This is a genomic window from Paenibacillus cookii (assembly GCF_018333375.1).
Classification (GTDB): domain Bacteria; phylum Bacillota; class Bacilli; order Paenibacillales; family Paenibacillaceae; genus Paenibacillus_AQ; species Paenibacillus_AQ cookii.
In genome coordinates, this window is record NZ_BORW01000017.1 from 71,784 (window position 1) to 96,471 (window position 24,688).

The 24,688-nt window shown below is 54.5% G+C and carries 22 protein-coding genes; 13 read left to right on the plus strand and 9 right to left on the minus strand.

Annotation, left to right across the window (positions count from 1 at the left end):
• Window positions 1-136 precede the first annotated feature (136 nt).
• Entirely contained in the window at window positions 137-964 is an 828-nt protein-coding gene (locus KI367_RS15985) for a hypothetical protein (RefSeq protein ID WP_052147082.1), read from the minus strand.
• Window positions 965-1,298: 334 nt separating this feature from the next.
• On the opposite strand from KI367_RS15985, the gene rhaD reads away from it, so the two are divergent.
• The 5 genes from rhaD (at window position 1,299) to KI367_RS16010 (ending at window position 7,732) form a co-directional block, all read left to right on the plus strand.
• Window positions 1,299-2,147, plus strand: coding sequence for a rhamnulose-1-phosphate aldolase (gene rhaD, locus KI367_RS15990; RefSeq protein WP_212950852.1), 849 nt, complete (start codon window positions 1,299-1,301; stop codon window positions 2,145-2,147).
• A 306-nt stretch (window positions 2,148-2,453) separates the two neighbouring features.
• The gene (locus KI367_RS15995; RefSeq protein ID WP_212950854.1) at window positions 2,454-3,713 is read left to right on the plus strand and encodes an MFS transporter; all 1,260 of its coding nucleotides are present in this window, start codon (window positions 2,454-2,456) and stop codon (window positions 3,711-3,713) included.
• A gap of 325 nt (window positions 3,714-4,038) precedes the next feature.
• The gene (locus KI367_RS16000) at window positions 4,039-5,463 is read left to right on the plus strand and encodes an NAD-dependent succinate-semialdehyde dehydrogenase (RefSeq protein ID WP_212950856.1); all 1,425 of its coding nucleotides are present in this window, start codon (window positions 4,039-4,041) and stop codon (window positions 5,461-5,463) included.
• Window positions 5,464-5,616: 153 nt separating this feature from the next.
• A complete protein-coding gene (locus KI367_RS16005) occupies window positions 5,617-7,065 on the plus strand; it encodes a sensor histidine kinase (RefSeq protein WP_246536997.1) in 1,449 nt (482 codons plus the stop codon).
• Window positions 7,037-7,732 carry a response regulator transcription factor gene (locus tag KI367_RS16010; protein WP_212950858.1) on the plus strand — a complete coding sequence of 232 codons (696 nt, stop codon included), beginning with the start codon at window positions 7,037-7,039 and terminating at the stop codon, window positions 7,730-7,732. The genes KI367_RS16005 and KI367_RS16010 overlap by 29 nt, the downstream gene beginning before the upstream one ends.
• A gap of 79 nt (window positions 7,733-7,811) precedes the next feature.
• Here the strand turns inward: KI367_RS16010 and KI367_RS16015 are convergent, their stop codons facing one another.
• From KI367_RS16015 to KI367_RS16030, 4 genes are all read right to left on the minus strand, one after another.
• Window positions 7,812-8,936, minus strand: a complete 1,125-nt coding sequence (locus KI367_RS16015; protein WP_212950859.1) for a peptidylprolyl isomerase — start codon at window positions 8,934-8,936, stop codon at window positions 7,812-7,814.
• A gap of 188 nt (window positions 8,937-9,124) precedes the next feature.
• Window positions 9,125-10,135: a stage V sporulation protein AD gene (gene spoVAD / locus KI367_RS16020; RefSeq protein ID WP_212950861.1), complete on the minus strand. Its 1,011-nt coding sequence runs from the start codon at window positions 10,133-10,135 to the stop codon at window positions 9,125-9,127.
• A gap of 7 nt (window positions 10,136-10,142) precedes the next feature.
• Window positions 10,143-10,625 (minus strand): stage V sporulation protein AC, encoded by a 483-nt coding sequence (gene spoVAC / locus KI367_RS16025; protein ID WP_212950863.1) that lies wholly within the window; start codon window positions 10,623-10,625, stop codon window positions 10,143-10,145.
• 12 nt (window positions 10,626-10,637) lie between these two features.
• Complete coding sequence (locus KI367_RS16030; protein WP_036711706.1) at window positions 10,638-11,498, minus strand: DUF421 domain-containing protein; 861 nt, start codon at window positions 11,496-11,498, stop codon at window positions 10,638-10,640.
• A gap of 127 nt (window positions 11,499-11,625) precedes the next feature.
• Here KI367_RS16030 and KI367_RS16035 point away from each other — a divergent pair, with 127 nt between their 5' ends.
• From KI367_RS16035 to KI367_RS16045, 4 genes are all read left to right on the plus strand, one after another.
• On the plus strand, window positions 11,626-11,832 hold the full coding sequence (locus tag KI367_RS16035; RefSeq protein ID WP_036711707.1) for a DUF1657 domain-containing protein: 207 nt from the start codon (window positions 11,626-11,628) through the stop codon (window positions 11,830-11,832).
• A gap of 180 nt (window positions 11,833-12,012) precedes the next feature.
• Complete coding sequence (locus KI367_RS16040) at window positions 12,013-12,681, plus strand: phosphatase PAP2 family protein (RefSeq protein ID WP_036711708.1); 669 nt, start codon at window positions 12,013-12,015, stop codon at window positions 12,679-12,681.
• Window positions 12,682-12,757: 76 nt separating this feature from the next.
• Complete coding sequence (locus tag KI367_RS27515) at window positions 12,758-13,105, plus strand: hypothetical protein (protein ID WP_306433243.1); 348 nt, start codon at window positions 12,758-12,760, stop codon at window positions 13,103-13,105.
• A complete protein-coding gene (locus KI367_RS16045; protein WP_306433244.1) occupies window positions 12,987-13,835 on the plus strand; it encodes an AI-2E family transporter in 849 nt (282 codons plus the stop codon). The genes KI367_RS27515 and KI367_RS16045 overlap by 119 nt, the downstream gene beginning before the upstream one ends.
• Before the next feature lie 54 nt (window positions 13,836-13,889).
• Here the strand turns inward: KI367_RS16045 and KI367_RS16050 are convergent, their stop codons facing one another.
• A complete protein-coding gene (locus tag KI367_RS16050; RefSeq protein WP_036711710.1) occupies window positions 13,890-14,390 on the minus strand; it encodes a hypothetical protein in 501 nt (166 codons plus the stop codon).
• A gap of 230 nt (window positions 14,391-14,620) precedes the next feature.
• Here KI367_RS16050 and KI367_RS16055 point away from each other — a divergent pair, with 230 nt between their 5' ends.
• The gene (locus KI367_RS16055) at window positions 14,621-15,673 is read left to right on the plus strand and encodes an FUSC family protein (RefSeq protein ID WP_036711711.1); all 1,053 of its coding nucleotides are present in this window, start codon (window positions 14,621-14,623) and stop codon (window positions 15,671-15,673) included.
• Window positions 15,674-15,768: 95 nt separating this feature from the next.
• On the opposite strand, the gene KI367_RS16060 is transcribed toward KI367_RS16055, so the two are convergent.
• From KI367_RS16060 to KI367_RS16070, 3 genes are read right to left on the minus strand one after another with little or no spacing between them, the layout of a single operon-like run.
• The gene (locus KI367_RS16060) at window positions 15,769-16,872 is read right to left on the minus strand and encodes a sensor histidine kinase (RefSeq protein WP_212950864.1); all 1,104 of its coding nucleotides are present in this window, start codon (window positions 16,870-16,872) and stop codon (window positions 15,769-15,771) included.
• Window positions 16,865-17,563, minus strand: a complete 699-nt coding sequence (locus tag KI367_RS16065) for a response regulator transcription factor (protein WP_036711714.1) — start codon at window positions 17,561-17,563, stop codon at window positions 16,865-16,867. The genes KI367_RS16060 and KI367_RS16065 overlap by 8 nt, the downstream gene beginning before the upstream one ends.
• Before the next feature lie 31 nt (window positions 17,564-17,594).
• Entirely contained in the window at window positions 17,595-18,530 is a 936-nt protein-coding gene (locus KI367_RS16070) for a D-alanyl-D-alanine carboxypeptidase family protein (RefSeq protein ID WP_052147083.1), read from the minus strand.
• Window positions 18,531-18,723: 193 nt separating this feature from the next.
• Here KI367_RS16070 and KI367_RS16075 point away from each other — a divergent pair, with 193 nt between their 5' ends.
• From KI367_RS16075 to bcbE, 3 genes are all read left to right on the plus strand, one after another.
• Complete coding sequence (locus KI367_RS16075) at window positions 18,724-20,541, plus strand: adenine deaminase (protein ID WP_246536999.1); 1,818 nt, start codon at window positions 18,724-18,726, stop codon at window positions 20,539-20,541.
• A gap of 200 nt (window positions 20,542-20,741) precedes the next feature.
• Window positions 20,742-23,096 carry an RNA polymerase recycling motor HelD gene (helD, locus tag KI367_RS16080; protein WP_212950866.1) on the plus strand — a complete coding sequence of 785 codons (2,355 nt, stop codon included), beginning with the start codon at window positions 20,742-20,744 and terminating at the stop codon, window positions 23,094-23,096.
• A gap of 123 nt (window positions 23,097-23,219) precedes the next feature.
• On the plus strand, window positions 23,220-24,491 hold the full coding sequence (gene bcbE / locus KI367_RS16085) for a bacillibactin exporter BcbE (protein ID WP_212950868.1): 1,272 nt from the start codon (window positions 23,220-23,222) through the stop codon (window positions 24,489-24,491).
• Window positions 24,492-24,688 lie beyond the last annotated feature (197 nt).

Below are 24,688 nucleotides of genomic sequence, written 5' to 3' on the forward strand. Positions count from 1 at the left end.
TCCGATAAGTTTTGTGGCGACGAAAACCGTCAACTTCAGTCAAGGCGTAACGAGTGAGAAGGACTCCATCATACCAAAATCTGGTGGACGGCGCAATCACCATTTTCGAAAGGCGTTCAATTGCTTTGCAAGGCGGTTATGACACGGAGGCGAGCTGCGTTTTTGCGTTTTGCAGGATGCCGCCGATTTGATTTTCCAGCGATAGAATCCTCTGCTTCCGTTCCTGGATTTGGCGGAGCTGGGAGACAAGGGTGTTCAGCGCGTTATACACTTGTTTGCCGTTCCCGCCTTTAACGGCTTGGGTTACGTTTCTCCACAGCGGGCTTACGTTTTTGTTCAGGCTGCTGGCCGTGCTTTTTTCGGCTTTGATCCGGATGCGGAGCGGGTCGGCCTGCGCCATGATGCCGCGGATTTTCTTCTGTGCGGCGGTTCGTTTCGTTTTGGCCGCGCTGAGCGCCTGCTCCTTGTTTTTGATGTCCGCTTTGGCGATTTGGACCGCGACTTTCATCGTGTCGGCCTGGGCTTTCAGCGCGGAGGACAGCTGCTTGTTTTTGAGCTTGTTTGCGGTTTTGACCTGCTGGTTGATCGAGGTGTACATCGAAAACAAAGGTTTGTATTTGTCCTTTGCTTGTTTGGCCGCGGCTTCCAGTTTGGCGATTTTGTCCGCGTCGATCATTTTGACCTGCTTGGTCAGGCCGGACTTGGTTTCTTCGTTTTTGTAATGCTGGGCGTTGATGTTAAGGTCGCTTTGGCGCAGCTGTTCCTGCACATCGGTAAACGTGCGGTACAGCGAAGAAAGCTGGCTGCGAAGGACGCCGTCCGAGGCCGTGGCGCGGTCCACCGCCTGCTGCTGGGTTGGGGACCACTGCATGGAGGCCGCCGCTTCGGCCATCCGGGAGTCGTATAAAGACAAGGCGATCAACAGGGACAGAAAAACAGCGGCGATTTTTTTGACGGGATTCATGGACATTCTCCTTTGCGATAAAAATGGGATGAGCGGCAAAGGGACTAAAAGAGGCCAAAAGACGCAAAAAGCACCCGCAAAAAAAGGCAGGGAGCCTTTCCTTACGAGTGCTTCACGTAAGCCGATCATCGAATAAAATCGATATTACTATAAAACAGATTCCTAAATATGTCAACAACAAAACATACGTGCGCAAATTTTATTCTGCTCAGACTAAAAAAGTACACAAACAAAAATAAAACAACATTTATATTTTTGTTTATGTTGACTTGGCGGATTCCCGGGAGTACGATGAAGGTGAAAAATACAGATCAGATCAAAGGAGAGGCTTACCGTGAGCACGACAATCATTGCATCGGACCGGCATCATGTTTCAAATACCGCGATCCCTGCGGTCCGCGAAATGGCAGAGATGGCTTACCATATGTGGACGCTCGGTTGGGACGAACGGAACGGCGGGAATATCAGCCGCATATTGGAAGAAGAAGAGGTTGCCTCTTACCTCCGCCTTGGCGAAGTCGGGCGGACGATCGCTTTATCGTTTCCGGTTCCCGAGCTTGCAGGCAAAATATTCCTCGTGACCGGCTCCGGCAAATATTTCAGGAACATCGTTTCCGATCCGGCGGGGAGCCTCGGCATCATCCGCGTAACGGCAGACGGGGAACGCGCCGAAGTATTGTGGGGATTCGAAGGGAATGCTTCGCCGACAAGCGAACTGGCCGCGCATTTTATGAGCCATATCGAACGTTTGCGGGCGGACCCCGAACACCGGGTCGTCATGCATTCCCATGCCACGCATGTCATTACGATGACCTTTGTTCACGACTTGGATGAGAAAAAATTCACAAAAACGCTTTGGCAAATGTGCACCGAATGCATCGTCGTGTTCCCGGAAGGAGTGGGCGTATTGCCGTGGATGGTTCCGGGAGGAGCGGATATCGGGCGGAAAACCGCAGATAAAATGAAAAAGACAAAAGCGGTGGTGTGGCCGCATCACGGCATTTTCGGCAGCGGATCAACGATGGATGAAGCCTTCGGGTTGATCGAAACGGTGGAAAAGGCGGCGCAGGTGTACATGCTGACGGCAGCCCACGGAATCAAACAGTCGATAACCGACCGGGAGCTGTCCGAGCTGGCCGCGAAGTTCGGCGTGATCCCAGCGGCCGGAATTCTCGGGGCATAGAACGGTTTTGAACCGATGCAACCCATGATGCGCCGTCAGAACAAGGCTGCTCAAGTCCGGGGAGCTTTGTTTGCGATGTTCGCGAGGGAGCTTTCGTTCATGAGCCGCGACCTTACAATATATCGCTTTCGGCAAGGGATTTCCACGTGAATTTCCACAAATATTTTTGTGATCATAAGGCCGGTTGCCCTTATTGACTCGTGACCCTTTGCGAGTAGAATGATGATCAAGACAAGAAAAAGAAGGCATCCGCCCCATATTTGAAATCCGGAACCAACATACGGGAGCTCCGAAGGAGAGTACATCATGATTTCATTAAGAACGAGACGGCAGTACGCGCGCAAAAAATCGATTCAGCGCAAAAACCTGAGAATTGCCACGATGGAAGGCGTGCCCGCGGTGATGTTCCAGACGCTGCTCGGGGGACAATTCCTGACGGGATATCTGCTGTATCTCGGAGCCGACTCCAGTCAGCTGGGCTTCGTGCTGGCGATCACGACGTTCGTCAATATTGCCCAGCTGTTCGCCGCATTTTTGATCCAGCGGCTGCACAGCCGCAAGTGGACGCTTGTCCTGTTCGTGGCCATACACCGGATTTTGTGGGGCAGCACGGGACTGATCCCGTTTTTGTTTCCCAAACCGCTATGGGTCACCGCCTTTATCATTTTGTATACGCTTGCTTTTACGTTTAACACCGTCGGGGGGATTTTGTGGAACTCGCTGATCAGCGATATCGTTCCCGCCCGTGTCCGCGGGCGGTATTTCGGGATCCGCAACACGATGCTGAACGCTTTGGGGACGCTGGTCATGTACGGCGGGGGGATGCTTCTGGACCATGAACCCGGAGGCACGGGCTACCTCATCCTGTACGTGGTCGTCTGGATTTGCATCGCCGCCAACATTGCGATGTTTTTCTTTTATCCCGATATGCCTTTCGAGCATTCTTCGGAGCGCCGCTTCGTTCCGATGCTGAAAAAGCCGCTGAAGGACGGCGCGTTCATGAAGTCGACCCTTTTTTTGGGAAGCTTTCTGTTTTTGCAAAACCTGGTCGTGCCGCTGTATTCCTTCGTCATGCTCCAGCTGCTCCATGTCAACCATCAAACGCTGTCGCTGCTTAACGTGGCCCAGACCGTGTTCATGATGGGAAGCTTTTACGTTTGGGGCAGCCTGAACACCCGCTACAGCAACAGGCGCCTCCTCTTTTGGACGCTGCCGGTCATCGCCCTTTCGTGTTTGATGTGGGGGTTGTTGTCCGCGCTGCCGATGCTGCCGGTCCTGTTTGCCGCCCATATCGTCTTTGGCATCGGGGTCGGGGGCTTTAACCAGCTGGCCTTCAATTTCATGATCGGCGACACGCCGAAAAGCGAACGTCCGATGTACATGGCGATGTACGCGGCGATTACGGGAGTGGCCGCTTTTTTCGGCCCTCTACTCGGCGGCAACGCCTCCGAGGCGATCCGGCATTGGCCGGATTGGACGCGGGTGTACGGCATGCAGCTGATCGTGGGGCTGTCGATGCTTGCCGTGATATTCACCTTCGGGAGAAAAATATTGGGCAGAAGCTAACCGTCATCCGCCGATTTCGTTCGCGGGGACAAGAAGCCATCCTTTCCGGCAGGAACGGGTGGCTTTTTGGCATTTCATGCCATGTGCTCCTGCCGACATTGACGGCACGGCCTATAAAAAGGGTATATTTATAGGTATGAGGGTTTTGCAAAATCCTGATGGAAAAAGCGCAAGTTTCGAAGCACGGCGGACCTTGCATCTCAAACAACTCTGTTAAAAGCAGCCGGTCTTCTTTGAAATGCATCGATAGACGTTTTAAGTTCCGGGTGCGGCAGAAGCATTTTTCGATCCATATCAGCCTTCGCAGGAAAGGGGAGACTTACGGATGTATATCCAGAACATGTATATTAATGGCGAGTGGATAAGCTGCCGGGAGGAGCTGGAGGTTCGGAACCCGGCGACGCTCGAAGTGATCGGCTCGATTCCGAGAGGCGGCGCGGACGCGGCGCGCCAAGCGGCGGACGCGGCTTATGCGGCGCTGGCCTCCTGGTCCGCCTTGACGGCGAACGAACGGGCCGGATTGCTGATGAAATGGCATGCGCTGATCGAAGCGCACACGCAGGAGCTGGCCCAAATCATGACGGCCGAGCAGGGCAAGCCGCTCAAGGAAGCGGCCGGAGAAATCGGGTACGCGAACAGCTTCGTTTCCTGGTACGCCGAAGAAGGCAAACGGGTATACGGGCAGACGATCCCGGCTTCTTCCCCGAACAAAAGAATATGGGTGCACAAGCAGCCGGTAGGCGTCATCGCGGCAATTACCCCGTGGAATTTCCCGGCGTCGATGATCACGCGCAAGGTCGCTCCGGCGCTGGCCGCCGGATGCACGGTCGTGCTCAAACCGTCGGAGGAAACGCCGTTTACGGCCTTGAGGCTGGCCCAGTTGGCCGAACGGGCGGGCATTCCCGCGGGCGTATTCAATGTCGTGACCGGGGATGCGGCTCCGATCGCCGAAGCATGGCAACAGGACGAACGGGTCCGCAAAATTTCGTTCACGGGATCGACGGCGATCGGGAAAATGCTGATGCGCGGCGCGGCCGGCACGGTCAAAAAAATATCGCTCGAGCTGGGCGGCCACGCACCGTTTATCGTGACGGCGCAGGCCGATCTGGATCAAGCGGTCGAGGGGCTGATCGCCTCCAAATTCCGCAACGGCGGACAAACCTGCGTATGCACGAACCGGGTTTACGCGGAGGAATCGATCGCCGACGAATTCGCGAAAAGGGCGGCGCAGCGCGCATCCCGGCTTAAGGTCGGAAACGGCATGGAGGAAGGCGTGGACATCGGTCCGCTGATCAATGCCAAAGCCGTCGAAAAGGTGAAGCGCCAGATCGAAGACGCCAAAGCCAAAGGCGGGACGATTCTGACGGGCGGGGACGCGCCGGAGGGCGCCAAGGGTTATTTCATGAACCCCACGGTCGTGATGAACGCCACCGACGAGATGGAATGCATGAACGAGGAGACGTTCGGCCCGCTCGCGCCGATTACGACCTTCCGCACGCTGGAGGAGGCGGTCGAACGCGCCAACCGCAGTCCGTACGGGCTTGCGGCATACGTATTCACGGGAAACATCAAAGAAGCGCTGTATGCCGCGGAAGCGCTGGAATACGGCATCGTCGGGGTCAACGACCCGCTTCCGTCCACGGCGCAAGCCCCGTTCGGGGGCTTCAAGCAGAGCGGGCTGGGACGCGAGGGCGGCCATTTCGGCATCGAGGAATATTTGGAGATCAAATATATTTCTTTGGGACTATAACCGGCAGCATGTTTTTTCGAAAAACGGGCGGCTTCATGGATTCTACACATTTATGGCCTATACTGGACTCTGGACTCGCGATAAAATCCGGCTGCCGAAACTCCGCGAACGGCTCGCGGGTGCAGCCGGGGGAATGCCTAGAGGGAGCGAACGATGGCAATGAAAAGATGGAACCGGATCGACGTCAAGCTTGGCGCCGTCATGCTTGGCATGTTCGTCGCCGTGCTGCTGCTGTTGGGCGTCGTGATGGGCGGATTGTTTACCAAGTTCACGACGAAACAAAGCCATCACGAAGCGGAAGAGCTTGCGGCTCACGTCGTGCACATGCTGCAAAAGCAATCGTATGCCGCCAACGATCTGATCGGCACGATGGCCGAATTTTCGAACGTGGACATTTTTTTGCTGCGGGCGGACGGCACGTTTTCCAAGCGGGATGCCGAGTTGATTCGGCAGAGGCAATACCCGGACGGGATTTGGGACCGCCCGAATTTGCTGGCTTCCCGTCAGGTGGAAACGGAATTTTCCGCGGACGGCAAATGGCTGCTGCTGCACGGCAAACCGATGACGGACGAAAACGGCAGGTTCATCGGAGGCGTGTATGTCATCAGCTCGCTGGAGGCGATGAAGCATTCGATCCGCTCGATCCGGACGATGATCGCCCTGACGGGAGCGGGCGCGTTCCTCGTCACGCTGGGCCTTGTGTTCATGCTGTCCAGGAAGCTGTCGCGTCCCCTGCTGCAGATCGAAAGGGCGGCGCGGCGAATTGCCAGGGGAGAACTTGAAACCCGGCTGCCGGTCACGAGGAAAGACGAGATCGGGTCGCTGATCGGGGCCATCAACGATTTGGCCGGAGAACTCCAGCGGTACAGGGATACGAGAAACGAGTTTTTTGCGAACATCTCCCATGAGCTGCGGACCCCGATTACGTACCTTGAGGGGTATGCCGACGTGCTTTCGAAGGGACTCGTTCATGGCGAAGAGGAACAGAGAAAAACGCTCGACATCATCGCCCAAGAAGCGCGCCGCCTGATGGTCCTGATCCGCGAGCTGTTCGATCTGGCGAAAATGGAGGAAGGCCGGATCGATCTTTGTCCCGAATGGGTGGAGGTCAACGGCTTGTTGGACAAAAGCGCGCTGAAGGTAAAGCTTCGGGCGGAAAGCAAGGGCATCGGCATTCATGTCCGCCATCCCCGGAAGGAGCAATATGTCTGGGCCGACGGCAACCGCATGGAGCAAATATTGATCAATCTGCTGGATAATGCCGTCTCCTTTACGACGAAAGGCGAGATTGTGTTGAGCGCCGCAAGCGAGGGGAACCGGATCAGGATCGAAGTCAGCGATACCGGACCCGGTATTCCCGCGGAGGAGCTGCCCTACATTTTCGAGCGTTTTTACAGGGTCGAAAAGTCGCGTTCCCGGCAGCACGGCGGGAGCGGCCTCGGCCTTTCCATCGTGAAAAAACTGGCGGAGCTTCAGGGAGGAACGGTCGAGGTTCGCAGCACGCCTGGAACGGGAACCTCGTTCATCCTCACGTTTCCGGCCGGAGACGCCGCTGAAGGGAAAGGAAACGGAAATGGGAAAAGACCGGGTTTTGATCGTTGATGACGAATGGAACATGCGCAATCTCCTGCGCATTTATTTGGAGCAGGCGGGGTTCGGCGTCAGGGAAGCGGCAAGCGGGAGCGAAGCGCTGGACCTGCTGCGGGCCGGCGCATTCGATGCCGTCGTGCTGGACGTCATGATGCCCGACATGGACGGGTGGCAGGTATGCGAGGAGCTGCGGGGATTTTCCATGGCGCCGGTGCTGATGCTGAGCGCGCGTTCCGATACGAAGGACATCGTGAAGGGGATGAAAATCGGCGCGGACGATTATTTGCCGAAGCCGTTTCAGCCGGAAGAACTGACGGAACGGCTTCGCGCCTTGATCCGCAGATCGAGGCAAGCCCGGCTTCAGGCCGGTCATGTCCGAAAGCTGGACATGCCGGGGTTGACCATCTATCCGGAAGGCCGGGAGGTGCTCGTTGAGCATACGCCGCTGGATTTGACGCAAAAGGAATTCGACATATTGCTGCTGCTGGCGGAAAACGAACATCGCGTCTACTCGCGGGACATGCTGATCGAAAACATCTGGGGCAACGATTATGCAGGGGATTACCGGGTTGTGGACACCCATGTCAAAAACATCCGCGAAAAGGTTCAACGCGCCGGACTTTCCTATACGCCGATCCAGACGGTGTGGGGAGTCGGATACCGGTGGCATAGAGGCTGACGTCGCCAAAATCCCGAAATGCTTATCCTGAACGCAAAAAAAGGATACGCCGCCTGGCGTATCCTTTTTGATGTACCGATTATTTGCTTTCTTCTTTGCTGGAAGCTTCCGCTTTTTCCAGGGTGTTCGTAATTTTCGCTTTTGCCTTGATGTCGGCGAGCCAAGTCGGAGCTTTTTGCATGAGCTGCTGGAAGATCAGCTGCTCTTTGATGTCCGCTTTTTTCTCGTCGAGCGTTGCCGCATGGGCTGCTTTATAACCTGTTCTCTTGATGATATGGTACCCGAAATCGGTCTTGACGACGCCGCTCAGTTCGCCGTCCTTCAGCTTAAACGCCGTATCTTCGAACTCCTTGGCCATTTTGCCGCGAGGGAAGTACCCGAGATCGCCGCCTTGATCCTTGGAGCCCGGATCCGTCGATTTTTCCTTGGCCAGCTTCGCGAAATCCGCGCCGTTTTTCAGCTGCTTCAGGATGTCTTCGGCTTCTTCCTTGGTGGCTACGAGGATATGGGATGCTTTGACTTCTTCAGGCGTGTCGTAGGAAGCCTTGTTTTCTTCGAAATATTTTTTCGTGTCTTCGTCGGTGACTTTGACTTCCGGCTCCAGCAGCTTGCGCAGCTTGGCCTGCATTTCCATTTGATCGTTGAAGTCTTCTTCGGACATGCCGCTTTGCATCAACGCCGATTGGAACGTTTCTTCGTCGCCGTATTGTTTTTTGATGAACTCTTTTTCTTTATCGATATCGGCTTGAGCAACCTTGAGGCCTTTTTTGGAAAGCTCCTGGTTCAGAAGCGTTTCCGAGATCAGGTTGTCCAGCGTTTGCGTGCCGCCGACTTTGACCAATGCGCCGTAAAGCTTGTCTTTCGTAATTTTTTCGCCGTTGACCGTTGCGACCGCTTCGCTGCTGCCGCCTTTGGCGAACGGTGGTTTGATCAGCACGACGACCAGCACGATCGCCAGCACCAAGGAAACGACCATCCACAATTTGTTGCCCGAGGCAGGAGCCGGCGTCGGCGGTATGGAACCCGCTTTAGGCGTTTTGGCTGCGTGGGCGGAGGCCGGAGCGTCCTTGTCTGTCTTTGCCGGAGCCGGCTTTTCCGCGGCAGGCTTATCCGATGACAGCGCGTCCTGCCCTTGGTTTACCCCCGATTGCTCTTCAGGTGTGAGGTTTTCTTCATTCAATGTGTCTTTTTCTTTTTCCGACATTAAATCTAACTCCTCCTTTGATATAACAATAACACTTATGCGTATCACTTTACCAGATTCGGGAGCATTTATCCTTAAGAAGAAATAAATTGTGAACAAAAAATTTTAATGAGGTTTTAAGAAACGGCAAAAAAACATGGCCGTTGTTCCGCCATAAGCAGCAAAAACAGCCATGTTTGCCATCCGATTTATTTTTCCCGTTCGATGGACACCGCGTGGGCGATGCACGGGATCGATTCGTTCTGCTGATAAGACAGCGGGGACAGAAGGGCCCCGGTAGCGACGACCAAAATCCGGTTCAGTTCGCCGCGGCGCATCCGGTTCAGCAAATGGCCGTAAGTGACGACCGCCGAGCAGGCGCAGCCGCTCGCCCCGGCTTGCACGTTTTGGGTTTTGTAATCGTAGATCATCATGCCGCAGTCCGAGTACGTCGTTTGCTCCATCGGGATGTTATGTTTTTTGAACAAATCGCAGGCGATTTCATATCCGACCTTCGACAGGTCCCCGGTCACAATAAGGTCGTAATAACCGGGTTCGATCTGAAGATCGCGGAAATGGGCTTCGATCGTGTCGACCGCGGCAGGCGCCATGGCGGCTCCCATGTTAAACGGATCCGTCATGCCCATGTCGACGACGCGTCCGATCGTAGCCGACGTGACGTACGGCCCGTTCCCTTCCCGCCCTAGCACGGCGGCGCCGGCCCCGGTAACGGTAAATTGGGCCGTCGGCGGTTTTTGCGACCCGTATTCGGTCGGATACCTGAACTGCTTTTCGACGCTTGCGTTATGGCTGCAGGTGGCGGCAAGCGTATGTTTCGCCCCGCCGGAGTTGACGACGTAAGCGGCGAGCGCCAGGCTTTCCATCGACGTGGAGCAGGCGCCGAACAGCCCGAAATACGGAATCGCCAGCGTTCGGGCGGCAAAGCTGCTCGAAATGATCTGGTTCATCAGGTCGCCGCCGAAATGGAACTGGATTTGCCCTTCGGTCAATCCGGCATGCTGGATCGCCATTTTGGCCGCTTCCTCAAGGAAGGCCTTTTCGGCTTTCTCCCAGCTGTCCTGCCCGAGATACAGCTCGCTGTGGACGATATCGAAGTCCTCGGCGAGCGGGCCTTGTCCTTCAAAGGGCCCGACGGACGTCGCGGCGGAAAGGATGGAAGGTTTATTGTCAAAAACCCAGCTTTGATGGCCTTTCAGCATGTTCGGTTCAACCTCCTACGATGTTGGGATCAAAGATGATGTGGGCGATGCCGACGGCAAATGCCGCTACCGTGCCGAACACGATCACGGGTCCGGCGACCTTGAAAATGCTCCCGCCCATGCCGAGCACGATTCCGTCCCGGCGGTATTCGATGGCGGCCGAGGCCATCGCGTTGGCAAAGCCGGTCACCGGCACGGCCGTGCCCGCCCCGGCCCATTGGGCGATTTTATCGTATACTCCGAGGCTTGTCAGAATGACCGAGATCAGAACCAGCACGCCGGTGGTCGGGCTGCCGGCCTCCTTGATGCTGAAACCGCCGAAATGAACGAACAGCTGCTGGATGATTTGTCCCAAAAGGCAGATGAGGCCGCCAACCAGGAAAGCTCTGCATAATTTAATGAAAGCAAATTTGCTCGGCTCGCGTTTTTTGGCCAGGGCTTGATATTCCTGCATGACAGGGGTGAGCTTTTTTTTCTTTTTGCTGACCATTATTTTGTCCTCCTAACGCGTTAATAACGGCTTGACGTCGGAGATGACCTGTTCAAGCTGGTTTGAGCATTGCTCATACAGCGTTTTGGCCTCCGCCCGGTCCGTGGACAATCCGAACATTTCAAGATCCGCCTGGCATTTTTTCAGATTCGCGTACAGCGATGCTTTTTGCTGCGGCTGGGGAACTTTGACCTGATCGTCGAACAAATCGACGTACAGCTGGCCGTAGGCATCCACTTGTCCGATAAACACGTTGTCGAGCGAAACCCCGAGTTTTTCAAGCTCCGTATGAAGCCAGCTCCGGTTGAGCCCCCGCGTCGCCAGGGGTTCGTCCATCACCTTGCCGTCGAGGATGACGGTTTGCGGCTCGGATTCGGGCCCGACCTTAATGCCCAGATGCGTCGGCGTAAGCGGCTGGTTTTCCTTTTTGAGGAGAACGTTGATTTCGCCGTTGGGTTCCATGAGAGCAAACTCGACTTCTGCCGCTTTGAAGGCATTTTTGGTCCGGAGTAGCTGCATCAGCTCCTCATTGGACAGCCGCTCTTTTTTGAGATTGTCCTCCATGATTTTGCCGTCCTTGATCAGGATCGTGCTCGTGCTGTCGATGAAATCCCGCGCCTTTTTGCTCTTGAGCTGCAAAAATTCGATGCCTAACGATACGAGCACCCACACGGTCAATGAGATGACTCCCAAATACCAGGCTTCCTTGACGTTAAGCGAGATTGCCGCCGCCAGATCCCCGATCGTAATCCCCGTAATGTATTCGAAGAAGGAGAGCTGGGAAATCTGCCTCTTGCCAAGCAGCTTGGTTAAACCAAACAATACGATGATCGATGCCAGGGTGCGGACAATGACCTCGACCCATTCCGGCATAACATAACCCCCATTTCAGTCTGAATAACCAAATTATTTGCATCGTTCCTTCATTTTATGAATTTTTTCAATCCATGCAGGTTAGATTATGATTCGTACTTTTGCATTCGAAGGAGGTGTGACCGAGATGACAGTAGCTTCCCAGGTTAAAACGACTCTCGCTTCTCTGAAGAGCGCTCAAGCAAGCCTCGAGACGTTTGCGCTCAGCACGCAAAACCAAGAGGCCAAAAACCTGTTCACCGCTGCCGCGCAGCAAACCCAGCAAATCGTGCAGCAGGTGGAGAGCAGAGTTCAGCAGCTTGAAAACGAAGAACCGCAATACAAAGGATTCTAATCCTTTCCATCCGAAGGGTCTTGTTACATACCGGACTCGACCCCGAAACGAAGCAGCGGCCGACGGCCGCTGCTTCGTTGCATTTTAGGGACGCTTACGCGTGACAAAAGCATATGGTTTGTGGATAATAATGAAGGGCTGCAAGAAGCCTGATCCAAAAGACGGGAGGAAATTCGAAATATGACATTAAGGCGCGAACGGCTGCGAAAGTTGATTACCGCCGCGTTTATTTTTGCCGTATTGTTTTTGATCGTGGCCGTTTTGATTGAGACCGGTCACATCGCATGGTTCGACGATGCCGTCATCTCGGCCGTGCAGGGGTTGGAGAACGACGGACTGACGCGCGTCATGAAATGGTTTACCTTTTTAGGGTCCTCGCTGATGGCGGTCATCCTTTCCGTCTTGGCATTCTTTTTCCTGATGGTCGTCCTGAAGCACCGGCGCGAGCTGCTGATGTTTTTGACGGCGGTAGGCGGTTCCGAGCTATGGAACCTGCTTCTGAAGTATGCCATTCAGCGGGACAGGCCCAATACGCACCGGTTGATCGAGATTACGGGCTACAGTTTTCCGAGCGGCCATTCGATGGGAGCCTTTTCGCTGTACGGCGCGTTTGCTTTTTTGGTGTGGAGGCACATCCCTTTTCTTGCTGGAAGAATCGCCATGATCGCGGCCGGGGTTGCGTTAACGCTCCTGATCGGCATCAGCCGGATCTATTTGGGGGTTCATTACCCGAGCGACGTGCTTGGAGGATATTTGGCGAGCGCCGCATGGCTGATGGTTTCGATTCTGTTGTTCGAAAAATATTGGAGGCATTCAGGAAACTTGCATGGAAAGCCGGGCCTCGCGTAATATGGAAGCATAGAGAACTTTGCAAGCCAAACATGGAGAGAAACTTTAAAGATAAAAGGAGAATGATTGCAAAGCAATGACGTCGATGAAAGAAGTGCTGCAGCTTCCTGCCGTAAAAAGAGGCGTGGTGCTCATCCTGCTCATCCTGTTCATGTACCTGTTCAGAAGCATGATGAACCTGATCCTGATCACCTTCATTCTTACATACCTCGTGAACCGGGTGCATTCTTCCGTGACCCGGCGTTACACGAACCGGATGGGGATCAGCAAAAAAAATCGCGCTCATCCTGATCTACGTGCTGTTTGTGGCCGCATTGTCGATCGGGGCTTACATGTATGCGCCCAAGCTGATCGCGGAGCTCAACGGCCTGATCAACCAGGTCATTTATTTTTACAGCAATCCGTTGGTGCTGACGAACAATGAAGTCATGAATTATATTTTGGATTATATCCACAAAATCGATATTGCGGCCTACATCAAACAGGGGTTTGACATCGTATCCAGCACCATCTCCAACGTCGGAAAGTTCAGCTTGAATTTGGCGCTTGCCATCATCATGAGCTTGTTTTTCATGCTGGAAAAGGAGAAAGTGACAAGTTTCACGGGAAAATTCAGAACAAGCAAATTATCCTATGTATACGACGAGCTGGCCTACTTCGGAAAAAAATTCACGGATTCGTTCGGCAAAGTGATCGAGGTCCAATTTTTGATATCGGTCATCAACGCGGTCTTTTCGACGTTGTTCTTATGGATCATGGGCTTTTCGAATTTGTTTGCGCTCGGGATTATGATCTTCCTGCTCGGACTCATTCCGGTCATGGGCGTGATCGTTTCGCTTATTCCGCTCTGCGCCATCGCCTTCAGCATCGGAGGGCTCCCGAAGGTCATTTACGTCTTGCTGATGGTGGCCGTTCTGCACGCGTTCGAAGCTTACGTCATGAACCCGAAGTTCATGTCCGACAAGACGCATCTTCCGATTTTTTACACGTTTGCGGTGCTGATCGTTTCCGAGCATTTCTTCGGGGTGTGGGGTCTGATCCTCGGCGTGCCGGTGTTCATGTTCCTGCTGGATCTGCTGGATGTGCCGATCAACAACCACCTCAGGGAACCGCGAAAAACCCGGCAGAAGACGGACGCGAAAAAAAGGGGATAGCAAAACAAAAAATCCTAACGAAGTCCGTTAGGATTTTATTGTGCCGCAAAAAAGTCAAATCGCGGAGTGGGCGGCCGGCAACCGGCGTTCCTGGCTCGGATGGTACTGATGCTGCGTGAAGCGTTTCAGCATGCCCGGAAGCTTTTTCTTCAGCTGCTCCGCCTGCTGGCTCGTCATTTTGCCGTCTTTTACCGCCTTATCGATTTTGGCGCTTTGCACGGCCGCGAGCTTCTGCACGAACACTTCGGCATCCCAGTTCTTTTTCTCTTTGGCGATTTGCTGGAGCGTTTTGCCCTGCTTCCATTCCTTTTTCAAATCGGTTTCGGTCATATCCAGCAGGGTGGCTGCGTCCTTGAACAAGACGAATTTGCGGCCGTGATGCCCGTGGCGTCTGTGATGCTCCCCATCGCGTTTTTCGGTTTCCGTCCCGGGTTTCACCTCGGAGGGCGTTGTCTGCGCCTGCTCCGCCGCCGCTGTATGCCCGAAGGACAAAGCCCCTCCGGCCAAAATGCAGGAAAGGGCTCCTGCCAATATCGTTTTTCTGAACGGGTTCATCTTGTCACCTCTTTGATGTTATGGTCATTCTTTCATAAGACTCTACTTATTATGGGCCTTTTTGGAAAAAACATACTTTCTTTTTTGGCGGCAAGGACCGAGGAAGCGGGCTGCATCAGAACCAAAAACATCGGGTAACATTTCGTATAGAGGAAAAATGAAACAGGGACCGGTTTTTTATCGTATAAATCATTCAAATTGCGGATTCAAAATGAGGAGGAGATGAAGCCGTGACATTCGGAGCGCGAATGTTAAAGACGGGAATCGCCGTCACGCTCGCATTATACATCAGCATGTGGCTGCATTTATCCTCGCCGGTCATCGCGGCTGTAGCAGCCATTTTTGCGATGCAGCCGTCCATTTACCGTTCCTGGCGTTATTTTTTGGACCAACTCCAGACCAATACGCTGGGCGCTGTGTTGGCTCTTATTGCGGGGCTGGTGTTTTCGAACGAACCGATCGCGGTCGGACTGGTATGCATTATCGTCATCATGATTTGTTTGAAGCTTAAAATGGGGGATACGATCGGATTGACCCTCGTCACGGTCATCGTCGTCATGGAAGCGTCCGGCCAGTGGCAATTTGCTCTGACGCGTTTTTCCCTTAGTTTGATCGGGATCGTGTCGGCGTTTTTGATCAACATCCTGCTGTTCCCGCCGAAGCCGAAAGTGCAGTTTACCGCCCAGATCCAAACGACCTTCGACCAGATGTCGCTTCTGATGCGCACGGCGATTTCCGACGAGATCAAGGAAAACATTTTCCGCGACAAAAAGCGGGCGCTCGAAGATTCCATCAAATCGTTGACGGATAAATACAAGCTGCTCGAAGAAGAGCAGAAGAAGATGAAACGGGCTTCGTTCAGCCAAAACCGCCATCTGGTGGTATACAAGCAAATGCTGAATGCGCTGCGGAAAGGGCGGGAAGTGCTTGATGCGGTGGAGGAGCATTATTTCCAATCGGAACGTTCGGAAGAAACCGACGTTATGTTCGATACGCAGCTTGAAAAGCTGATCAAGCTGCACGAGCATGTGCTGCTCAAGTTCGAGGATAATTTGAAGCCCAACAGCGTGGAAACATGCCAATTGCTGCAGGAGAGCGAGGAATTCGTGAAAGATGTGCTCCGGTATTCCGCGGAACAGCCGGAAAGCCGGCTGCGCCTGTCGATCGTCGCTTCGACCATGTACGATTACGGCTACCAGCTGGAACGGCTGAACCGGCTTGTAGAGCATTACCACAAATCGGATGACGATGAGGCGCTGTGGTTGTCCTGGCTCAAAAAATAAGCGGCGTTTGCCGTAAGAATCGTTCGCAGTAAGAAAAAGAGGCTGTCAAAGGAGAAGGGATTCTCCAAGACAAGCCTCTTTTTAAATGAAGCCGTTTATTGGGATTGAAGCGGAAGCCGGACGATAAACTCGGTCTGCTGCGGATTGCTGAGCGCCAGAATGGTTCCTTCGTGGAGTTCGACAATGCTTTTGACGATGGCGAGCCCGAGACCCGCGCCCCCCGTATCCAGCGAACGGGATTTTTCCACGCGGTAAAACCGGTCGAAAATGTACGGCAGCTCCATGGAGGGAATCGGGGGACCGAAATTAATGACCTTTACGACGGCGTGGTTATTTTCTTTCGATGCATGAATTTCGATTTTTTTGCCATCTTTGCCGTAGCGGATCGCGTTCGTAATGAGGTTCTCGAAAGCCTGCATCAGTTTGTCTCCATCTCCGAGGACAAGCAGCTTCTCCTGCGGAGGATGCCATTCGATTTCCATCTTGTGGTTTCGGACCTGCAATGCGAATTCGGCCGTCAGCTGGCCGACCAGCTGCACGAGATCGATGGAAGTCCGGTTTAGTGCGATTTGGCCGAAACCCATGCGGGTATAATCGAACAGGTCGCTCACGAGCCGGTTCATGCGCTTGGATTTTTCGTAGGCGATATTGACGTAATACCGGAGCTCGACCTCGTCCTTATATTTATCCTCTTCAATAAGCCGCAAATAACCGATGATGGAAGTCAGCGGCGTCCGCAAATCATGGGATACGTTGGTGATCAGCTCGTTTTTCGCCTGCGTCGCCATCCGCTCCTCCGCCAGGGACAGCTGAAGCTGCTCGGCCATCGCGTTGATCTGGTCCGCAAGCATGCCGATTTCGTCGCTCGAGCGCACCGGAATCCGCTCATCCAAATGGCCCTCGGCCATTTTTTTCACCCCGCGGATAATCCGGGTCAATTTTCGCGTCGTTCCCCAGCTCAGCAGCATGACGTAAAAAATGAAAAGGAAGATAACGACAACCGATTGCCACAGCGAAAAACCGACGTAGCGATTCACGCTGATAATCCGGAGCACAAGCGGGTACAGCTGGGGCCTATACCGATGGTATATTATATCCAGAACCTGAACCATTACATAAAGCGTGGCAAACGTCAAACCAAGGCTGAAAAAGAACAGCAGGATGATCTTCCACTGTAGTTTATTAAAGAAACTATGCATCGATTTTATAACCTACTCCCCACACGGTTTGAATCAGCTTGTAGCCGAGCTCCTTCTCCAGCTTGTCCCGCAAATTGCTGATATGAACCATGACCGTATTGTTGGATACATAATATTTTTCCTTCCAGACCCGCTGGAAAATTTCCTCCGCGCTGAACACCCGCCCCGGATGCGACGCAAGCAGGCTCAAAATGTCGAACTCCCTTCCGGTCAGCTGGATGTCGTTGCCGTCGGCGATGACGCGGTGAGTGCTGCGGTTGATTTCGACGTCCTGGATGCGCAGGACCGCGTCATCCTGGCTGCGCGTGTCCGTGTTGTATTGAAAGGTGCGGCGCAGGAGGGTTTTGACCCGAACGGTCAATTCCAGCGGATTAAAGGGCTTGATCATATAATCGTCGGCCCCGGTCATGAGGCCGAGAATTTTGTCCATGTCCTCCGTTTTGGCGCTGAGCATCAGGATCGGGATGACGGAGGCGGTGTCCCGTACCTGCCGGCAAACCTCCAGCCCGTTCATTTTCGGCATCATGACGTCGAGGATGACGAGATCGAACGCCTCGTTCGGATCGTTCAGCAGTTTCAGCGCTTCCTCGCCGTCATGGGCGCAGCGGATGTTAAACCCTTCGTTCTTCAAATAAATAGAGATCAAATTCGCGATTTCCTTGTCGTCGTCCACGACCAATATATTTCTCATTCCATGATCCTCCAAGTCAACAATTCACGGATTATTCTGCTGATGCAAACCATCTCCCGACCACGGGAATGCCGCCGCCTTCAAAGGCATAGTTGAACATTTTGGCGGCGTCCTCAAACCGTTTTCCGGCATCGGGCGCTCCCATGACGACGGCGACGAACCGCTTTCCGTCCCGTTCGGCCGTTCCCGTAAAGCAGTAGCCGGCCCTTTGGGTATAGCCCGTTTTAAAGCCGTCGTTGCCGCCGTAAGCAAAAGCCTCGCCCGGAAGCATGGCGTTGGTCGTATGCAGCGTCATGCGTTTCTCGGGAATGTGCAGCTCCGTTTTGGCGGTAACGTCCAAAATCTCCGGATAAGTCCGGATCAGGTAACGCGTCAGGATGGCCAAATCCTTGGCCGTCATCATCGTTTCCCGTTCCGAAGCCGCCGATTTGAACGGGCGCAAATCCTGCGAAGATAACCCGGTCGCATTGCCGAACACGGTTTGCCGCGATAATCCGATGTCCCGGGCCGTTTCGTTCATGAGTTTCACGAATTCCTGCTCGCTTCCGCTGATATGCTCCGCGAGGGCAATGGCGGCGTCGTTGGCGGAATGGATGGCCATCGCCTCGAACATCGTCCGTAGCGAGAGCGATTCCCCGGGCTTAAGCCCGACCTCCGCCCCGGTTACGTTGGCGGCATACCGGCTGGCCGTGACGGTTTCGTTCCAGGAATGGCGCCCTTCCTTGACGTTTTTCAGCACCAGCAGTTCCGTCATCATTTTCGACATGCTAGCAGGCGGCAGCGCCGCCGATGCGTTATGTTCATAATATACCTTTCCGGTCTTTACATCCATAAGCACGGACGCGGAAGCGTCGATTTTGAACGTCGGAAACCGGAGGGATGACGCCGAAGCGGCCAGCGCCGCCAAAAACAGCAGCGACAGCGCAAGCACGTGTTTTCTCTTTTTTTTCTTACGGATAACCTTCATTTCACTCTACCCCGCTTAACTATGTATTTCACAAATTTATTATTTCCATCTTATCCGCGACAGTTTAAGCTCCGGCTAAGAAAATCTTAAGATTTTTAAAGAATTGATTTTTGCTTCCGGACGGATGTATGATGATGAGAATTGGTCGTTACGTTGGATTGAGGTTTGGTTAAAGAGAAATGGAGGGTTTACATTGAAAAAGACAGCATGGGGAAGACGCCCTTTCGCGGAATGCGTGCCGGAGCTGGTGGCCGCCGCCCGCGGCGATCTGGAAGCGACTTTGGTCATTCAAAACATCCGTTTGGTGAACGTCGTATCGGGCGAGATCCTTCCGGGCATGTCGATCGCGGCAAGAGGCGCCCGCATCGTATACGTAGGCCGGGACGTGAGCCACACGATCGGCGAAGAAACGAAGGTCATCGACGGCGGAGGCAGATATGCGGCGCCGGGTTTGCTCGACGGCCACTGCCATATCGAAAGCACGCAAATGACGGCGACGGAGTTTGCCCGGGCGGTGCTGCCGCTTGGCACGACCGGAGGTTTTTTCGATGCCCATGAAATTTCCAACGTGCTGGGACTGGACGGGCTCCGGTTTATGCTGGAGGAAGCGAGATCCACTCCGCTTGCGGCGTATATGCAGGTCGCGTCCTGCGTTCCTTCGACGCATCCGGGCCTCGAAACGACGGGGGCTTTCATCGGGCCGGAAGAGGTTGCCGAAGCGCTGGGCTGGGGAGACGACATGATCGGCCTCGGCGAAGTGATGAATTTCCCGGGCGTCGTGTACGGCGACGATAAGATGATCGGGGAGATCCAGGCGACGCTGGCCGCGGGGAAATTCGCCGACGGGCATTTCACATGGAAATCGGACGATTGGCGTCTGCCGGTATACGCGGCCAGCGGGGTGAACGGCGACCACGAATGCGTGACCGCCGAAGACGTCATCGAACGCGTCCGGCTCGGCATGTACGCCAAAATGCGCCAAGGGTCGGCTTGGCATGACGTGGCCGCAACGATCAAAGCGCATACCGAAGGCGGTTTGGACACGCGGCGGATGATCCTGGTTACCGATGATCGCAGCTCCGAGTCGCTGATGAACGAAGGTCACATGAACTTCGTCGTCCGGCATGCGATATCGCAGGGCGTCAAACCCGTGACGGCTTTCCAAATGGCCACGATCAACACGGCCGAAAGATTCGGTTTGTCACGGGACATCGGGGCGATCATTCCGGGAGCCTATGCCGACATCATCCTGCTGGACGGGAATTTGGCGGACGTCAACGTGACGATGACGATTGCCGCGGGGCAGGTCGTGGCGGAGAACGGCCGGATGACCGCGGATTGGGAACGCTATAAGCTTCCCGCGACGGCATATCATACCGTCAAGCTGAACCGGACGCTGACGGCGGACGATTTTGCCATTGCGGCGCCTGTCGCCGACGGAATAGCCGTGGCCCGGGCGATTGAAGTCGTCGAAAACCATGTGGACACCCTGGAACGGCATGTAGAGGTGAACGTGAAAAACGGAAAGGCGCTGCCCGACCCGAAAGACGACCTGTGCAAGATGGCGGTGTTTGAACGCCATGGCAAAGGCGGCGGACACGCGCTGGGCATCGTAAAAGGGATCGGGTTCGTGAAGCCGGCAGCGATTGCGATGACGGTCGCCCATGACAGCCATAACTTGACGGTCATCGGCAATGACGACGAGTTGATGGCGCGCGCAGGCAACCGGGTCGCAGAAATGCAGGGCGGCGTGGTCATGTGGACCGAAGAAGGCGTAACGGAGTTTCCGCTAACGGTAGGAGGCATTATGTCGGACAAGCCGTTCGAAACGGTAGCCCGCGAGTCCGAGGCGATCAGCCAAGCGCTCCTTCAGGCGGGTTGCCCGCTGAACAATGCGTTTATGACCTTGTCTTTGCTGGCGCTGGTGGTCATCCCGGAAATTCGCTTGTCGGATAAAGGCTTGGTACGAATTTCGGCGGAAGGCATCGACATCGTGCCTTTGTTCCTGTAACCGCGAATCGGAGTTGAATCGATTCCGGCCATTCAAAAAGGGGAGCCCATCGGCTCCCCTTAAACGTTTGATTTTCATGATGGTTCTTGATAAAATAGAACATACGGCCCTACAAATGGAGAGATATGCACAGAGATTGCTTTTTCATTTTAACATATGGGAAAGATATTGTCAAATATATAAAGGGGATGAAGACAGGCATGGACTTGAACGATCAGGATTGGCAGGACGAACAGCGGCGGGTCGATTCGGTTACCCGGAAAATCGCCGTCCGCAAAGAAGCGCTTGAGGCCGACGTAGGCGTCGTCCGGGGCGATGTCGTCGAGCTGCGCAAGGATTTCTGGGACGAAGTCCGGGTCAATTTCAGCAGTTCCGACGATCTGGGAGAAACGTCCACCAGCTTGCGTCAGCAATCCCAAGTGTTGTCCGAGCGCGAACGGGCGCACCTGCAGGCTTCGGAAACGCTGAAGAAACTGAGGCTGCTCGTCAAATCGCCGTATTTCGGACGGATCGATTTTAAGGAAGAAGGACAAACGGGAACGGAAAAAATCTATCTCGGCATCGCCTCGTTCCTTGACGACGATCAGGAAACGTTCCTCGTGTACGACTGGCGCGCCCCGGTATCGAGCCTCTATTACGACTGGGCGCCCGGCCCGGCTTCCTACGAGACGCCAAGCGGCGAAATCAGCGGCCGAATGGAGCTTAAACGCCAGTTCGTCATCCGCGACGGACGCATCAAGGTCATGTTCGACACCGGCGTCACCATCGGAGACGAGCTGCTGCAGCAGGTGCTCAGCCATTCTTCCGACAACCAGATGAAAAGCATCGTGGCAACGATCCAGAAGGAGCAAAACGCGGTGATCCGCAACGACAAAAGCCGGATGCTTATCGTTCAGGGTGCCGCCGGAAGCGGAAAGACCTCGGCCGCGCTCCAAAGGGTCGCCTATTTATTGTATAAATATCGGGAATCGCTAAAGTCGGACCAGGTGATCCTGTTTTCCCCGAACCCGATGTTCAACAGCTACGTTTCGACCGTGCTGCCCGAACTTGGGGAGGAAAACATGCTGCAGACCACCTTCCAGGCTTATCTGGAGCACCGGCTCGGCCGGGATTTCGACCTGGAGGACGTCTTTTCGCAGATGGAGACGATTTTGAAGGCCGAGGAAGGTCCGTGGCTGAAGGTCAAACGCGCGTCGATCGCGTACAAATCGTCTACGGCGTTCCTCGATACGATGCAGAGATACAAGGACCGCTTGGAGCAAAGCGGAATGAAATTCAAGCCGGTCCGGTTCAAAGGCCGCCTGATCGTTTCCGAGCAGGCGATGCAGGAGAAATTTTACGGCTTCGACCCGGGGATCCGTCTTGCCAACCGCGTGGAACTGCTCAAGGATTGGCTGCTGAAGGAGCTTGCGCAGTTCGCCAAGCAGGAACGGAAGGAGCCCTGGGTCGACGAACAAATTCAGCTGCTTGACCCCGACGAATACCAGAAGGCATATACGCGCGTCCGCCGCAAGCAAGGGGCCAAAAGCGAAACCTTCGACGACTTTGACCGCGAACGCAGCCTGCTTGCGAAAATGGTCGTCAACGAGTGGCTGAAGCCGGTGCGGAAATGGATCAAGCGGATGCGGTTCGTGGACGTGAAGGCGATGTATCAGGAGCTGTTCCTGAACCGGGACTTGTTCATAAGCGTCAGCGCGGACGGCAAGCTCCCGGAAGAATATGAGGAAATCGGCAGGCAGACGGTCGGGGAGATGAACGAAGGAAGGCTTCCTTATGAAGACGTAACCCCGTATCTGTATTTGCAGGATCTTCTGAAGGGGTTCCAAACCAACAACGTCATCCGCCATGTTTTCATCGATGAAGTGCAGGATTACTCCCCGTTCCAGCTGGAATACGTCAAACGGATCTTCCCGCGTGCGCGGATGACGGCGCTCGGGGACCTGAACCAGGGAATCTATGCGCATACCGATGCGCTTGAAGGCAGCTTGGAATCGCTCAAAAAGCTGTACGGGGAGGAGTCGACCGAGGTCATCTCCCTGACGCGAAGCTACCGTTCGACGCTTGAAATCGTCGAATTCACGCGAAGCATGATGCCGGGGGGCGAATCGATCATTCCTTTCAACCGGCATGGGGAAAAACCCCGGCTGCATCTGGCGGGCGGCAGGGAAGAGCTGCACCGCGCCATCGTCGGGCATATCCAAAACCTGAACAGCCAAGGCTACGAACATACGGCGATCATATGCAAAACGGCCGAGGAATGCGAGCAGGTCTACGAGGCTTTGAAAGAGCGTCTTCCGCTGAAAAAAATCGCCAAAACGACGCCGTCGTTCGTCACGGGGACCCTCGTGATTCCGTCCTATCTGGCCAAAGGCGTGGAATTCGACGCGGTGGTCATCTATGACGCCTCGGCGGACTCGTACAGCCGGGAATCCGAGCGCAAGCTGTTTTATACCGCCTGCACGCGGGCGATGCATCAGCTCCGCATGTTCAGCCTGGGCGAGCCTTGCCGCTTTATTCAGGACGCGGACCCGGATAAATACGTCGTCGAAACATAAACAGGCTGACCGAAATGCCGCCGTCCCAGCGTTTGCCGCTTGGGGCGGCGGTTTTGCATAGTTCCGGACAAAAGAAACCACAATATAACGAGTTGGTAACCGAACATAAAAGGTGGTTTAGTCATGGAAGACAAAAAATGGGATTTGGCGGCCTTAGCCTCCATTCCTTTAATCATGACCCTCGGCAACTCCATGCTGATTCCCATTTTGCCGCAAATTTCGCAGCAGCTCCATGTCGGTCCGTTCCAGGTCAGCATGCTGATTACCGTCTACGCGGTGGTTGCCATCCTTCTGATTCCGATCGCGGGTTATTTATCCGACCGCTACGGCCGGAAAACCGTCATCATCCCCAGTTTGATCATTGCCGCCGTCGGTGGAGCGCTTTCCGGAGCGGCAGCTTGGATGACGGAGGGGCTCGCGGCTTATTGGATTATCCTTGGCGGCCGTTTCCTTCAGGGCATCGGAGCGGCCGGGGCTTTTCCGATCGTGCTGCCGCTCGTCGGAGACATGTTCAAGGAAGAGGACGACGTCAGCAAAAGCCTGGGGATCATCGAAACTTCCAATACCTTCGGCAAAGTACTGAGCCCCATCCTGGGAGCGGCTTTGGCTAGCGTGATCTGGTATTTGCCGTTTCTGAGCATCCCGGTCTTATGCGTGATTTCATTGCTGATGGTTCTGTTTTTCGTCAAACCGCCCAAAAAGAAGGATGATCAAGACCACTCGATTGGCAGCTTCCTTCGCGATACAAAGGACATTTTGCGCGAAAAGGGAAGATGGCTGTACGCCATTTTTGCGGTCGGCGGCATCAGCATGTTCATTTTGTTCGGCGTCCTGTTTTATTTATCCGAAACGCTTGAAAGCAAATACAGACTGGGCGGCGTCATCAAAGGGCTGGTGCTCGCGATTCCGCTTGCGGTGCTTTGCCTTGCGTCGTTTGTGGCCGGCAAAGTCATCGGGAAAAACAAGAAGCGGATGAAATGGACGGGATTCTGCGGCATGGCCGTACTGACCATATGCCTGGTCATTACCGGCTTCAGCGACCAAATCATTTTCGTCGTCGCGTTTTTTTCGTTATGCGGAGCCGGAATCGGCACGGTCCTGCCGTGCATGGATGCGCTGATCACCGAAGGCATCGACGAGAAGCAGCGCGGAACCATCACTTCCCTCTACAGCAGCATGCGTTTCATCGGGGTGTCCTTGGGCCCGCCGGCCGTTTCCCTTCTCATGAAAACTAACCACTGGGTTTTGTTCGGCGTCATGGCTGCGGTGGGCGCGGTCGGGGGATTGCTGACGCTGTTTGCGGTCAAACCGGAGGAAAATAAGACCGATAACCCGACGGAACGCAAATTCAAGCCATCCCCAGGCATGGCCGTAAAACGGGCCAAGGCCAGGTAAGCTCTGCGAAAAAAACGCAAAAAGATTGTCATGTCTTCAGGCGCCGCCTTATACAATATAGTGATGTCCCCGTCCCTTGCGCCATTTGTTCCGCGTCTTGCCGTGTAAAGCGGCCGTGGAACGCCGCCCTAACCTTGGCCGGGAGCCGGCCCGCGTCATGGACGACAACCGGCGGAACTACGAAAACGCACCCGTGC